This is a genomic window from Amycolatopsis umgeniensis, from assembly GCF_014205155.1.
GTDB classification, from domain to species: Bacteria; Actinomycetota; Actinomycetes; order Mycobacteriales; family Pseudonocardiaceae; genus Amycolatopsis; species Amycolatopsis umgeniensis.
Genome location: NZ_JACHMX010000001.1, coordinates 8934977 through 8948131, shown reverse-complemented (window position 1 = coordinate 8948131; position 13155 = coordinate 8934977). Strand labels below are relative to the sequence as shown.

Here is a 13155-nt window from a genome sequence, read left to right as displayed (position 1 = left end):
CCTAGTCGGTCCGCGCCCCCTGGTTCACCAGCCGGTCACCCCCGATCGGGGCGGGATCGTCGAGCCCGCGCCAAACCCGGAAGATCGCCGGGAACGTGCCGGCGATCAGGTACAGGCCGCCGAACACGGCGAGCGCGCCGACGAGCCCGGCACCGTCCAGCAACAGTCCCGCCGCCATCGAGCCGAGCGGCATCGCGGCGAGCACCCCGCCGACGAGCAGACTCAGCACGCGGCCCCGGACGGCCTCCGGAACCCGTTCGTAGACCACCGGGAGCAGGATCGGGTTGAGCGCGCCCGCCCCGATCCCGGCGACCACCAGCCCCGAGAGGAGGACGGCCGGCTTCGGCTCCAGAGCGAGCAGGGCGAATCGCGGGGCGCCTTCGATGCCGACGGCGACGAGGATCGCGGTCCGCCGCGAAAACCGGTGGCCCACCCAGCCGTAGAGCGCCGAGCCGATGAGCGCGCCGACCGCGACGGCGGTGATCATCGCGCCGATGAGGGCGGTGCTGTGCAGGACCTGGTCGCCGTACGCCGGGTACAGGACGCCGAGCAAGCCGAAGTCGAGGCTGTTGGTGAGCATCAGCATGCCGACGATCGCGCGCAGCACGCCGTCCCGTTTGACGTACCCGAGCCCTTCGCGCAGTTCCTTGAGGTATCCGCCCGAAGACGGCCTCGGCGGACCGGCCGCGGCGGGGATCAGCGTGAACACCAGCGCGGCGGACAGCAGCAGCGCACCGGCGTCGACGTACAGCACCTGGATCGGGCCGATCAGCGCGATGAGCGCGCCGGCGGCGGGCCCGCCCACCATCCGTCCGGTTCTCATCGCCGCCTCGACGGCGCTCGCGGCGCGGCTCATGCGGACATCGCCGAGTTCGGCGACTCCGGGGAGCAGCACCTGCTTCGCCGTGTCGGCGGGGCCGCGGGACACACCCATCACGAACGACAGCGCGATCAATCCGGGCAGGCCGAGTCCGGTCGTGCTCGTCGCGAGCGGGATCAGCAGGACCGTGACGGTGGTCAGCAGGTCCGCGCCGACGCTGGCCCGGCGCGTGCCGACCCGGTCCACGATCGGTCCGCCGAGCAGTGCGGCGACCATCAGGCCGAGCACCTCGGCTGCGGTGACGAGACCGGTCTTGGTGCCGCTCCCGGTGCTCTGCAGGACGAACCAGGGAATCGCGAGCAGTGTCATCATCACCCCGGCCGAGGAGATCCCCGACGCCACGACCAGGGCCCCCAGTGGCAGCCTGCTCATGGTCGTTCCGGGCGCGACCGTCTCGGGAAGGCCGCCCAGTGCACGCGGACCTGGGTGTCGCCGTCCTTCTCCGGACGGCGATAGCGGCCGATCACGTCGAGGATCTCGTCGCTCAACGCGGCGGCCTCGTCGGGAGTCAGCGACAGCGGCGAGTCGTGGAAGCTGACCTTGTCGATCCACTCGTCGGCCCAGTCCCGCACTTCGGCGACGAACTGTGCTTCGGCGGCGTGACGCCGCTCGATCATCGTGTGGGCGTAGGCGTTGAACGGACCGGCGAGGTCCGGGTCGTCGATGAAGTCCGCGGCGCGCATCTGATCGCCTTCGTGCACGGCCTTCCACCATCGGTCGCGTCTGCTGCCGCGTTCGGCGTCGTCCGCGATCAAGCCGCATTCGGCCAGCTGGCGCAGATGCCAGCTCGTGGTCCCGGAACTCTCCCCCACCCGCTTCGCCAGTCCGGACGCCGTGGCCGGGCCGTCCTCCCGCAGCAGTTCCAGAATCCTGACCCGCAGCGGATGCGACAACGCTCGCAGAAGGCGGCCGTCGATCCGCGCGAGATACCTCTCGCTCTTCCCCATGCCTTCCAGCCTATAACCGCAGAGAATCCTTTGCAAAGAGTTCTCTGCGATTGCCTCTTGGAAATGGGCGGATTCTGGAGTTTGACCTCAACCTAAGTTCAGGTTTTACGGTCTGGGCATGACAACGAACTCGCCCTATCAGCTCGCCGTCGTGATCAGCAGCGTCCGTGAGGGCCGCTTCGCTCCCGTAGTCGCGAACTGGTTCCTCGATCGCGCCAAACAGCGCGACGACCTAGCCCTGACCGTCATCGACCTCGCCGAAACCCCCGGCGGCCTCGCCTCCGGCGTCGCCACCGCGGACGCCGTCGTCGTGATCGTCCCCGAGTACAACCACAGCTACCCCGGCCCGTTCAAGAACGCGCTCGACGAAACCGGCCGTGAATGGCACGGCAAGCCGGTCGCCTTCGTCTCCTACGGCGGGATCTCCGGCGGCCTGCGCGCGGTCGAGCACCTGCGCCCGGTCTTCGCCGAACTCCACGCCATGACGATCCGCGAAACCGTGAGCTTCCCCTACGCCTGGAACAACTTCGGCTCCGACGGCGAGCACCTGGACGCCGACGGCGCCGACCTCGCGGCGACCACGTTGCTGAACCAGCTGAACTGGTGGGCCAACGCGCTGCGCGACGCGAGGCAGGTCCGGCCCTACGCCGCCTAGCGAGCGAGGGCTGAAGGGGCCCTTCACCGCGTGAGACGCGGGGAAAGTCCCCTTCAGCCCTCCTTCTCACCGGAACCGTCGGTGCCCACCGCTAGCTTCTCCCCGAGACCGAGGAGAAGAAATGACCGAGGATGTTCACGCGGACCTCAGCGTGCCGAGCTGGCCCGAATTGAGCGGCCTGATGGCCGCGGCGTTCCGGGTCGCCGTGGCGGGCACCGTAAGGGTGACCGGATCGGGAGCGGCGCCGCGCACGATCAAGCTGTGGCACCGCTCCGCCGACGAACGCCGGTTCGCCGAGGTGGACGGCGAACCGCTCTACATCAGCGACGTGCGGGCACAGTGGATCTTCGACCGGCCGGGTGAGCCGCCGTCCTACGAGGTAGTCCACTCCGGGGGGCCGTCGTCGACGCATCACGAGATCACGGCGGTTTGCCGCCCCCTCGTCGGTCGAGTGATGCTGGACGACTACTGGTGGGAAACCACGCCGTCGGGTATCTCCGCCGGCACCCGGATCGGCCGCCCGACCTGGGAGTACGAAACGGAAGACGGCGAGCTGGTAGCGGTCGACGCCGCCACCGGGGTACGGCTCTTCCGTCGTCTCGGCCCGCCTGGATACGAACACGTCGTGGAGTTCACCGACTTCACGCCGGACGCGGTTCTCGGTGACGAGCTGTTCGAATGGGACGGCCCGATGCTCCCGATTCCGAGCACAGCACAGTTCGAAGAACTCCTGGATCAGCCCTACGACGTCCGGGCCGCCACGGCGCGGTGGGCTCAGGTGCCGCGTTACTGGCCGGGTGGCGTGGGGATGAATTCCAGCAGCGGCAACTGGATCACCGGCGCGTACCGGACCGTGCTCACCGTCCCCGCCGGCCGATACCCGGTCGTCGTGGACCAGCGGCCGGAGGACGGTGCCCCCTTCCAGCCCGACGACGGGGCCGAGCACGTCTACTCCTGGAACGCCGACGGCCTGCGGTTCACGCTGGTGGCGGGAATCCCGCTGAGCGAGGACGACCTGAACCGGGTACAGGAGTCCATGATCGAGATCTGAGTCCGGCACGCGCAGGGCGCGGCAAGTGGGCAGGGCGGGAAGGTCATGGCAGGCTGTCCGCGTGACCGGACCTCTCGCCCTCCTTGATTCCGCGAGCCTCTACTTCCGCTCGTTCTACGCACTGCCCGAGTCGATGACCGCCCCGGACGGGACGCCGGTCAACGCCGTACGCGGATTCACCGACACCATCGCGCGGATCCTCGTCGACCGGCGGCCCGCCCGGCTCGTGGCCTGCCTGGACGCGGACTGGCGGCCGAAGTTCCGCACCGACCTGCTGCCCAGCTACAAGGCGCACCGCGTGGCCGAAGAGGTCCCGGAGGGCGGCGACGTCGAAGAAGTGCCGGACACGCTCACCCCGCAGGTGCCGATCATCCTGGAACTGCTGGAGGCCTTCGGGCTCGCGACGGCCGAAGCGGCCGGATACGAGGCCGACGACGTCATCGGCGCGCTCGCGATCCGTGAGAAGAAGTCCTCGGTCGAGGTCATCACCGGTGACCGCGACCTGTTCCAGCTCGTGCGCCACGAGCCGACCCCCACGGTGGTCATCTACGTCGGCAAGGGCTGGAACAAAGCCGAGATCCTCGGCCCGGACGAGCTCGCCGAGAAGTATGGGATCCCGGCCGCCAACGCAGGCCCCGGCTACGCCGACATGGCCGCGCTGCGAGGCGACCCGTCGGACGGCCTGCCCGGCGTGGCCGGGATCGGCGAGAAGACCGCGGCGAAGCTGATCACCCAGTTCGGTTCGCTGCAGGAGCTCATCGAGGCGTCCAACGCGGGCGACTCGCGGGTGCCGCTCAAGACGCGGCTGCGGCTGACCGACGCCGCCGACTACCTCGCCGTCGCGCCGACCGTCGTCCGGGTCGCGGCCGACGCGCCGGTCGAACAGTCCCGTCCGGACACGGTCCCGTCCGAGCCCGCTGACCCGGACAAGGTCGCGGAACTGGCGGAGCGCTGGAATCTCGGCCGTTCGGTGGAGCGTCTGCTGGCCGCGCTCCCCAAGCCGTGAGCAACACCGAGACCGAACCGGCCGAGTTGCTGTGCCGGGACCGGCCCGGCGACGGCGTCACCGTCCTGACCCCGCGTGAAGTCCCGCTCGGCGGGCCGCGCGCGATCCGGGTCCGCCGGACCCTTCCGCAGCGGCAGCGGTCCCTGATCGGCGCGTGGTGTTTCGCCGACCACTACGGACCGCAGGACGTGTCGGAGTCCGGCGGGATGGACGTCGCGCCGCATCCGCACACCGGGTTGCAGACCGCGAGCTGGCTGTTCAGCGGCGAGATCGAGCACCGCGACAGCATCGGCACCCGGGCCGTGGTCCGGCCGGGCGAACTCAACCTGATGACCGCCGGGCACGGCATCGCGCATTCCGAAGTGTCCACACCGGACACGTCGGCTCTGCACGGTGTCCAGCTGTGGATCGCGCTGCCGGACGAACACCGTGACACCGCACGGGACTTCCGGCACCACGCACCGCCGCTGACGCGGCTGCCCGGTGCCACCGCGCGGGTCTTCCTCGGCAGCCTCGCCGGGATCACCTCGCCGGTCCCGGCGTTCACTCCCCTGCTGGGCGCCGAACTCACCCTCGAGCCCGGCGCGACCTCGGCCCTCGACGTCGATTCCGCCTTCGAACACGGCGTCCTGCAGGACATCGGCTCGGTCACCGTCGCCGGCACCGCGCTGGGGACCGGGGAGCTCGCCTACCTCGCACCCGGTCCGAAGCGGCTGGAGCTGGCCAACCACGGCGACGTACCGGCCAGGGTGCTCCTCCTCGGCGGGGCACCGTTCACCGAGGAACTCGTCATGTGGTGGAACTTCGTGGGCCGCAGCCACGACGAGATCGCCGAGTACCGCGAGGCGTGGCAGGCACAGGCAAGCCGCTTCGGGCGCGTCGACGGCTACGAGGGGACGACGGCGTGGTTGCCCGCACCCGCGTTACCGCAGGTGCGGATCAAACCACGGCGCAATCCGGCTTAGAAGAACGTCCCGCACCACGGGGCACGGGCGGTGTGGAACAGCGTGTCCGCACGGACGGCCGCCGCCTCGTCCAGCACCTCGACGCGGCCGGACAACGCCAGATCGGTGAACAGGCCATGGCCGAGGTACAGCGACGACAAGGTGCTGACGTCCAACCGAAGTTCCGGCTCGGCGGTGGTGCGTTCCACGCCGTCCGGGCCGACGGCGTATCGGCCGTTGTTGTCCTGAAGCTGTTTGTCGAACACCTCCAGCACCACGGGTTCCGCGGTGCCGTAGGTGCGCGCCCGCAGGGCCGCGAGCACGTCGACGAGCCGGACCCACAGGTCGTCGATGACCTCGGTCGTGTTCACCGCACGCGGGTCGGTCAGCAGTTCGGCGACGGGCTCGTCCATCGGGCGGCCCCGTCCGGCGACAGCCGAGACCAGGTCGATCTGCAGCAGGAAGCGCCACAGTCCCGCCCAGGCCCGCGGTGTCGCTGCCTCGAGTTCACGGATCTCCAGGATCGCTCCGCGTTCCGGCGCCTGCCGGTCCCGCGCGTCGATGGTCCGGTAGACGACGAAACCGTCGTCCCCGTCCGGTCCACTGTGGATGGCGACGCGATATCCGTCGTTCCCGGCGACGAGCCTGTCGAAGAAGCCCGGCCACCACTGGGCGGGGCGGGAGGCGAACCCGGGCCGCGTTCCCTCGAAGCGTTCGTACAGCGCGGGAACGCGCTGGACCGCCTCGGCCGGGGTGACGAACCTGACCACGCCGTCCCGTCCCACGCCGTCGCGGACCTGGGCGCGGGGGCGTTCGACGAACACACCCTTGCTGAAGGTGGCCGTGCCGTAACCGAAGCGGCCGTAGATCACACCTTCCGAAGCGTGCAGCGCGGCCAGCGGGATTCCACGGGCGGCGAAGTCTTCCAACTGCGCGGCCATCATCGTGGTGAGGATCCCGCGACGGGTCCAGTCCGCGCGGACGCCGACGCCGTCGACCGCCGCGGTGGTGAGCTTCCGTCCACCCGGGACAGTGAGCTCGATCTCGAAGGAACTGGCGATCCCCACGGGGGTGCCGTCGTCGTCGAACGCGGCGAACTTCCCCGCGGCGGGCCAAGTCGGGGCCATCTTCGCCCAGGCTTCGTCCGAGATCGGCTTGGCGTGCAAGGCCTCTTCGAGGACTTCGAGGCAGGCCCGCTGCTCGCCTTCGGCCACGGCACGCACATGGAATTCGCTCATGACAGGAGATCCTGCCGTCCGGCCCCCGCGAACCCAACCGGTTTTCAGCCCGGCGCGCCGACTTCGTAGCGGCCGTCGTCACCCGTGACGGTGATCGTGACGGTCTTGCCCTCCCCGCCGACCTGGACCGTGCAACTGAACGTGCCGCCGTCCTTGACCGTCTGGTTGGACGGGCAGAGCACGTCGCCGACGTCCTTGAGCTGATACGTCTCGGTGAGGACCTTCTTCACGTCCGCCTGCATGGTCCTCGGGTCGAAGACCCTGCCCGGAGCACTGGAGGAACCGCCCGATGTGCTGCCGGTGGCGGGCGTGCTCGTCGTCGGCGGGACCGTGACGGTCTTCGTCGCCGGCGCGGGCACCGGACTGTCCGAACACGCCGCCAGCACCGCGAAAGCGGCGCAGCACAGACCGACCGTCGCGACGGCTCGCCTGCTCAAGCTTCTCCACCCCCGGGAGTGTGATCTTCCAACGTCAGAAGAAGGTACCGCACCAGGGGTTCACTCGCGTGCCGAACAGCAGGTCCGCCCGTTCCAAGGCGAGTTCGCCGGTGGCACGGACGCGTCCGGCGACCGCGAGATCCGACGCGCGCCAGCCGCCGAGGTACAGCATCGACAAGGTGTCGGCGTCCATCGCGAGATCCGCCGGGCCGGTGGTGCGGACGGCGCCGTCCTCGGACAGGCGGTACCGGCCGGAGTTGTGGTCCAGGAAGCGATCGGTGACTTCGATGACGACCGGTTCGCTCCGGTACGTGCGGGCGCCCAGCATCCTCGCGACGTCGACCAACCGGAGCCAGCCCTCGTCCTGGGTCTTCTGCACGGTCACGCGCCGCGGGTCCGCGAACAGCAACTCGACGGGTTCGTCGAGTGGCCGCTTCTCGGCGGTGATGCGGTCGACCAGGTCCACCGACAGCAGGTAACGCCACAACCCGGCGAACGCGTCAGGACCCGCGTAGTGGAAGGACTGGACCTTCAGCAGCGACGGGGCATCGAATTTGGCCCTCTCGACGGTGTACGTGACGTAGCCGTCGACCCCGTCCGCGCCTCGGTGCACGGCGGTCGTGACAGGAGTGGTCGCCCGCCGCACTTCCCGCTCGTAGCCCGGCCACAGATGCGGGCTCCGCGCGATCATCCCGGGCCGGGTGCGCGGCAGGGCGTCGAAGAGCGACGGCCACTGCTCGATGGTGCTTTCCAGGTCCAGCAAGGAGATCTGCCCACCGGCCGGAACCTCCTGGCGGAATCGGGCCCGGTGCCTGTCGATCTCGATCGACTTGCCCCGCGCGGCGATGCCGTAACCGAACCTGCCGTAGATGGCGCCTTCGGACGCGTGCAGCATCGCCGCGGGGACGTCGCGCGCGGCGAAATCCTCGAACTGGGCGCGCATCAGGCCGGTCAGCACGCCACGCCGGATGCGGTCGGCTCGGACGCCGACGAGGCTGACCGCGGCGAGTGGCGTGATGCCGCCGCCGGGCAGCGTCACTTCCGAATCGAAGGACCGGACGGTGCCGATCAACTCCGGGTCGAACGCGCCGAACCCGCGGTCCGGTTGCATCGACGGGGAGATGGCCGACCATTCCTCGTCGGTCATCTCCCTGGCGTGCAAGGCGCGCCTGAAAACGTCCGTCGCGGCCCGATCCTCGTCTGGCCGCAGCAGCCGCACTGAGAAGTCGCTCATGGGACGATCATGCAGGATCGACCGCCCCCGGCGCCCGTCGTTTACTTGGTGACGGCGGGAGGCGAGACCTCGTAGTTGCCGGTGTCACCCTTCACGGTGATCGGCACCTCCTGCGGCTTGCCCTCGATCGTGGCGGTGCAGGTGAACTTCACCCCGTCCTTGACCTCCTGGCCCGAGGGGCAGGAGACCGCGCTGATCTCCTTGATCCCGTAGGTCTCGGTGAGCAGCTTCTGCACGTCGGTCTGCATCTGGGTGTTGTTGAAGACCTGGGTGTTGAACCAGCCCGGTGTGACGAACCCGAGGATGCCGACCGCCGCGATGATCACCACGAGCGCGCCGATCCCGATGAACAGGCCCTTCTTGGACTTCGGCTTGTCCTGCGCCTCGCCCTGGGTGCCCTGGAACTGGCCCTGGCCGTATTCGTACTGGCCCTGCTGCTGCGGCTGCCCGTACTGCGGCTGCTGCTGCGGGCCGCTCTGCGGGTAGCCGGGCTGCTGCTGGGGCCCGCTCTGCGGATAGCCCGGCTGCTGGCCGTACTGCGGGGGTTGCTGACCCCACTGCGGCTGTTGCTGCTGCGTCTGGGAGGGGTCGTAACCGGGCTGCTGCTGGGGATACCCCGGCTGCTGCTGCGACGGGTCGTAGGGTGCGGGCTGCTGGCCCCACTGGGGCTGTTGCTGCTGCGTCTGCGACGGGTCGTACTGCGGCTGCTGTCCCCACTGCGGCTGCTGCTGCGGACCACTCGGCGGTTGAGAGCCGCCCGGCTGTTGCCCGTAGCCCGGCTGCTGCCCCCACTGGGGCTGCTGCTGCGGGTCGTTGCCGCCATACGGCGTGCTCATCGTTTCGCCTCCGCCTGTTCCGCCATCGTCACCGGCCGTCTGACATGGCCGTCGTGGGCGATCCAACCACAGGTCGGCGCCCCTGCCCACTGTTCCCGGGTGGTGTCGGCGCAACTCGATCCGCCGGTCGGCCCAACGCCTCGTGAGTGGTCAAGGCGGGCAGAACCGTCTTGACCACTCACCAGACCCACTAAGCGCCGCCGGCCGCGACGACACCGCGCCGCAGAGCCTTCACGGCGTCCGAAGCCGCCGCGCCCACCGGATCGGCCCGGCCGAGGACGTCGCGAATCTGGTCCAGCAGGTCGATGACCTGCCGCGACCACCGCACGAAGTCGCCGGCGGACAACTCCTGCCCGTTCGCCTCGGCGGCGGTGAGGACCTTCTCCAGCGATTCGCCGCGCGCCCAGCGGTAGATGGGCCACGCGAACCCGGCGTCGGGCTCACGGGTGCGGTCCAGCTTGTGCTGCCGCTCGTCCTCGGTGAGCTCCATCCACAGGCGCGTTGTCGCCTGCCAAGCGTCGAGCACCTTGCCCGCGGGCAGGCGCGGTTCCCCCGCGATGTCACGGCGGGCCTCGAAGACCAGCGTCGAGACGACGGCCGCGAGTTCGGCGGGCGCCAGGCCCTTCCAGACGTCGTGCCGAATGCATTCGGCGGCGAGCAGATCGGACTCGCTGTAGAGCCGGGTGAGCCGCTTGCCGTGTTCGGTGACGCGATCCTCGCCGTTCCGCTGGGATTCGGGACCGAGGTAGCCGCGCTCACCGAGCAGCCGCAGGATGCGGTCGAACGCGCGCGCGAGCGAATGCGTGGTCGCGGCGACCTTGCGTTCCAGCTGCTCTGTCTCCGCCGTGAGGCGCTGGTATCGCTCCACCCAGCGGAGGTTCGCCTCGCGTTCGGCCAGCCCGTGGCACGGATGCGCGCGCAACGCACGGCGCAGCGCGGCCAGCTCACCGTCCTCATTGGCCCCGGCGCGGCGCTTTTGCCTGCCGGGCAAGGAGATTCCCGCGTTACGGAGACTCGAAGCGATGTCCCGACGGGTTTTGGGTGAGCGCAGCTCGATGTGCTTCGGCAGCTTGATGTTCCCCAGCGCCTCGACGGGTGACGGGAAGTCGGCGACCGAGAGCGGCCCGGACCAGCGATCCTCGGTGACCACGACGGGCCGAGGTTCGCGGATCGGGTCGAGGCCCGGATCGACGACGACGGCCAGCCCCGCCCGCCTGCCCGCCGGGACGGCGATGACGTCGCCCTTGCGGAGCTTCTCCAGCGACTCGGCCGTGCCCGCCCGGCGCGCGGAGGTGTTCTGCCGCGAGAGCGCCTTCTCCCTGGCCGAGATCTTCGTGCGCAGCTCGACGTACTCGAGCATCTCCTCGAAATCGCCCGTGATGGCGGAGGTGTAGCCCCGCAGGGCCTCCTTGTTCCGCTCGATCCGCCGCGACGTCCCGACCACCGACCGGTCGGCCTGGAACTGCGCGAACGACTGTTCCAGCAGGCCACGGGCCGCGTCCGCACCGACCTGGGCGACCAGGTTCACCGCCATGTTGTAGCCGGGCCGGAACGACGAGCGCAGCGGGTACGTCCGCGTCGACGCGAGCCCGCCGACCTGCTTCGGGTCGATCCCCGGCTGCCAGGCGACGACGGCGTGGCCCTCGACGTCGATTCCGCGCCGTCCGGCGCGCCCGGTGAGCTGCGTGTACTCGCCCGGCGTCAGGTCGACGTGCGCCTCGCCGTTGTACTTGACCAGCCGTTCCAGGACCACGGTGCGCGCGGGCATGTTGATGCCGAGCGCGAGCGTCTCCGTGGCGAAGACGACCTTCACCAGACCTTGGACGAACAGCTCCTCGACGGTCTCCTTGAACGCCGGGAGCAGCCCCGCGTGGTGCCCGGCGATACCCCGTTCGAGCGCCTCACGCCACTCCCAGAAGCCGAGGACTCCGAGATCGCCTTCCGGCAGGTCCTTCGTGCGTTCGGCGACGATGCGGCGGACCTTCTCGACCTCTTCGGGACCGTTGAGCCGCAGCCCGGACCGGACGCACTGGCCCACGGCGGCGTCACAGCCGGCGCGGGAGAAGATGAACACGATGGCGGGGAGCAGACCGGCGTTGTCCAGTCGCTCGACCGTGTCCGTACGGGACGGTGGCCGGAATCGCGGCATCCGTGACGGCGCCCCGCGCCGCCCCCGCGGCCCGCGCATCCCGGCCGGGGCGAAACCTCGGCCGACCTCTTCGGTACGACGCTGCAGGCTGGGGTTGATCCGCAGTTCGGCACCGGGCGCGTGTTCCTCCTGGCCCGCGAACAGGTCCATCAGCCTGTTGCCGACCAGCATGTGCTGCCACAGCGGCACGGGACGATGCTCGTCGACGACGACGGTGGTGTCGCCGCGGACCTCGACGAGCCATTCGCCGAACTCCTCGGCGTTGCTCACCGTGGCCGACAGACCGACCACCCGGACGTGCTCCGGCAGGTGGAGGATGACCTCTTCCCAGACCGCGCCGCGGAACCGGTCGGCGAGGTAGTGGACCTCGTCCATCACCACGTAGGCGAGCTCACCGATGGTCGAGGACCCGGCGTAGAGCATGTTGCGCAGGACTTCGGTGGTCATGACCACGACCTGCGCATTGCCGTTGATCGAGGTGTCACCGGTCAGCAGACCGACGGCGTCGGCGCCGTAGCGGCCGACGAGGTCGGCGTACTTCTGGTTCGACAACGCCTTGATGGGTGTCGTGTAGAAGCATTTGCGGCCTTCGGCGAGGGCGAGATGCACCGCGAACTCGCCAACCACGGTCTTCCCGGCGCCGGTGGGCGCGCAGACGAGCACGCCGTGCCCGCCTTCGAGCGCCTCGCAACCGCGGACCTGGAAGTCGTCGAATTCGAAAGACGACTCCGCCGCGAAGCGGGTCAGCTGGGGATACTGCGCTCGGCGCTGGGAGGCGGCGTAGGCCTCGGCCGGGGTCTGAGAAGGGCTATTGACCACTTCGTCAGGGTTCCATACCCCACCGACAGTTCGCACTCGGTGTGACGATCGAGGTCAGGGCGAACCCGTATTCAGCCGACTCAGACGACGGTGAGCGCGCCGGGAACGCAGGAGATGTCGATCGGCAGCGCGCCCAGCGGCTCGCCGTCGGCGTAGACGGGCAGATCACTGCCCGCGAGATGGATCTGGCTGGCCTTGAGGGTCCGGACCGCCGGATGCTCGACGTGCCTTCCGGAACGGACACCGGGCAGCATGCGGAGGAGGTCACGCCTGGTCGCGTCGCCCACGACGGTGACGTCGAACCGGCCGTCCTCCGGATCGGCTCCCGGGCAGATCCGCATGCCACCGCCGTAGAACGGGGTGTTGCCGACGGCGATCATGGTGGCGTCGAGTTCGAGGGTCTCGACGTCGGTGCGGAGCACGACCGGCCGCGGCCGGAAAGCGGCGAGTTCGGCCAGGATCGCGACGTCGTAGCGGCGCGGGCCACGAGGCCAAGACAGCCGATTGGCGCGTTCGGTGACCAGGGCGTCGAAACCGGAGCACAGCACGGTGGCGAACCATTCGCCGCCGGCCCGCCCGAGATCGATCCTGCGACGCTCCCCGGCCCGCAGCCGCCGTGCGACCGCGTCGGCGGCCGCGTGCGGGCTCTCCGGGATGCCGAGCGCCCTGGCGAAGTCGTTGCCGGTGCCCGCGGGGACGAGGCCGAGAGCGACCCCGGAATCGGCGCAGAACTGGACGCCTTCGTGCACCGCGCCGTCGCCGCCGAGTACGACCAGGACGTCCAGTCCGGCCGCGCGCGAGTCGGTCATCAGCGCGCGGGATTCCTCGACCGTGTTGGCCACGAGGACGTCGAGCCTGTCGACGGCGGGCCGCAGCCGCGCCGCGACCGACTCCATCAGCCGTCCCGCGGCTCCGTCACCGGAAGCGGGGTGGACGGCCAGTGCCGCGTGCATCCCGGA

General features: G+C 69.9%; 12 protein-coding genes. 4 read left to right on the top strand and 8 right to left on the bottom strand.

All coding sequences use genetic code 11. The features are described from left to right. Window position 1: 1 nt before the first annotated feature. Both HDA45_RS40790 and HDA45_RS40785 read right to left on the bottom strand, forming a co-directional pair. The gene (locus HDA45_RS40790; protein WP_184904729.1) at window positions 2-1252 is read right to left on the bottom strand and encodes an MFS transporter; all 1251 of its coding nucleotides are present in this window, start codon (window positions 1250-1252) and stop codon (window positions 2-4) included. Beyond that, a complete protein-coding gene (locus HDA45_RS40785) occupies window positions 1249-1827 on the bottom strand; it encodes an ArsR/SmtB family transcription factor (RefSeq protein WP_184904727.1) in 579 nt (192 codons plus the stop codon). The genes HDA45_RS40790 and HDA45_RS40785 overlap by 4 nt, the downstream gene beginning before the upstream one ends. 118 nt (window positions 1828-1945) lie before the next feature. Between HDA45_RS40785 and HDA45_RS40780 the strand changes: the two genes are divergently transcribed. From HDA45_RS40780 to HDA45_RS40765, 4 genes are all read left to right on the top strand, one after another. Next, complete coding sequence (locus HDA45_RS40780) at window positions 1946-2482, top strand: NADPH-dependent FMN reductase (protein WP_184904725.1); 537 nt, start codon at window positions 1946-1948, stop codon at window positions 2480-2482. 121 nt (window positions 2483-2603) lie between these two features. After that, a complete protein-coding gene (locus HDA45_RS40775) occupies window positions 2604-3533 on the top strand; it encodes a hypothetical protein (protein ID WP_184904723.1) in 930 nt (309 codons plus the stop codon). A 61-nt stretch (window positions 3534-3594) separates the two neighbouring features. Next, a complete protein-coding gene (locus HDA45_RS40770; protein ID WP_184904721.1) occupies window positions 3595-4539 on the top strand; it encodes a 5'-3' exonuclease H3TH domain-containing protein in 945 nt (314 codons plus the stop codon). Continuing rightward, window positions 4536-5504, top strand: coding sequence for a pirin family protein (locus HDA45_RS40765; protein WP_184904719.1), 969 nt, complete (start codon window positions 4536-4538; stop codon window positions 5502-5504). The genes HDA45_RS40770 and HDA45_RS40765 overlap by 4 nt, the downstream gene beginning before the upstream one ends. On the opposite strand, the gene HDA45_RS40760 is transcribed toward HDA45_RS40765, so the two are convergent. From HDA45_RS40760 to HDA45_RS40735, 6 genes are all read right to left on the bottom strand, one after another. After that, complete coding sequence (locus HDA45_RS40760) at window positions 5501-6721, bottom strand: GNAT family N-acetyltransferase (RefSeq protein ID WP_184904717.1); 1221 nt, start codon at window positions 6719-6721, stop codon at window positions 5501-5503. The two genes, HDA45_RS40765 and HDA45_RS40760, sit on opposite strands and share 4 nt — an antisense overlap. Window positions 6722-6765: 44 nt before the next feature. Next, window positions 6766-7158: a DUF4333 domain-containing protein gene (locus HDA45_RS40755; RefSeq protein WP_184904715.1), complete on the bottom strand. Its 393-nt coding sequence runs from the start codon at window positions 7156-7158 to the stop codon at window positions 6766-6768. A 34-nt stretch (window positions 7159-7192) separates the two neighbouring features. Beyond that, on the bottom strand, window positions 7193-8392 hold the full coding sequence (locus HDA45_RS40750) for a GNAT family N-acetyltransferase (protein ID WP_184904713.1): 1200 nt from the start codon (window positions 8390-8392) through the stop codon (window positions 7193-7195). A gap of 41 nt (window positions 8393-8433) precedes the next feature. After that, window positions 8434-9228 carry a DUF4333 domain-containing protein gene (locus HDA45_RS40745; protein ID WP_184904711.1) on the bottom strand — a complete coding sequence of 265 codons (795 nt, stop codon included), beginning with the start codon at window positions 9226-9228 and terminating at the stop codon, window positions 8434-8436. A 190-nt stretch (window positions 9229-9418) separates the two neighbouring features. After that, window positions 9419-12196 (bottom strand): DEAD/DEAH box helicase, encoded by a 2778-nt coding sequence (locus tag HDA45_RS40740; protein ID WP_184904708.1) that lies wholly within the window; start codon window positions 12194-12196, stop codon window positions 9419-9421. Window positions 12197-12276: 80 nt separating this feature from the next. Next, window positions 12277-13149 carry a diacylglycerol/lipid kinase family protein gene (locus tag HDA45_RS40735; RefSeq protein WP_184904706.1) on the bottom strand — a complete coding sequence of 291 codons (873 nt, stop codon included), beginning with the start codon at window positions 13147-13149 and terminating at the stop codon, window positions 12277-12279. Window positions 13150-13155 lie beyond the last annotated feature (6 nt).

What these genes read in the sequence shown, in the direction of transcription:
- HDA45_RS40790 (WP_184904729.1), bottom strand. Translation starts at nt 1,252, where the DNA reads ATGAGCAGGCTGCCACTGGGGGCCCTGGTCGTGGCGTCGGGGATCTCC.
- HDA45_RS40785 (WP_184904727.1), bottom strand. Translation starts at nt 1,827, where the DNA reads ATGGGGAAGAGCGAGAGGTATCTCGCGCGGATCGACGGCCGCCTTCTG.
- HDA45_RS40780 (WP_184904725.1), top strand. Translation starts at nt 1,946, where the DNA reads ATGACAACGAACTCGCCCTATCAGCTCGCCGTCGTGATCAGCAGCGTC.
- HDA45_RS40775 (WP_184904723.1), top strand. Translation starts at nt 2,604, where the DNA reads ATGACCGAGGATGTTCACGCGGACCTCAGCGTGCCGAGCTGGCCCGAA.
- HDA45_RS40760 (WP_184904717.1), bottom strand. Translation starts at nt 6,721, where the DNA reads ATGAGCGAATTCCATGTGCGTGCCGTGGCCGAAGGCGAGCAGCGGGCC.
- HDA45_RS40750 (WP_184904713.1), bottom strand. Translation starts at nt 8,392, where the DNA reads ATGAGCGACTTCTCAGTGCGGCTGCTGCGGCCAGACGAGGATCGGGCC.
- HDA45_RS40745 (WP_184904711.1), bottom strand. Translation starts at nt 9,228, where the DNA reads ATGAGCACGCCGTATGGCGGCAACGACCCGCAGCAGCAGCCCCAGTGG.
- HDA45_RS40735 (WP_184904706.1), bottom strand. Translation starts at nt 13,149, where the DNA reads ATGCACGCGGCACTGGCCGTCCACCCCGCTTCCGGTGACGGAGCCGCG.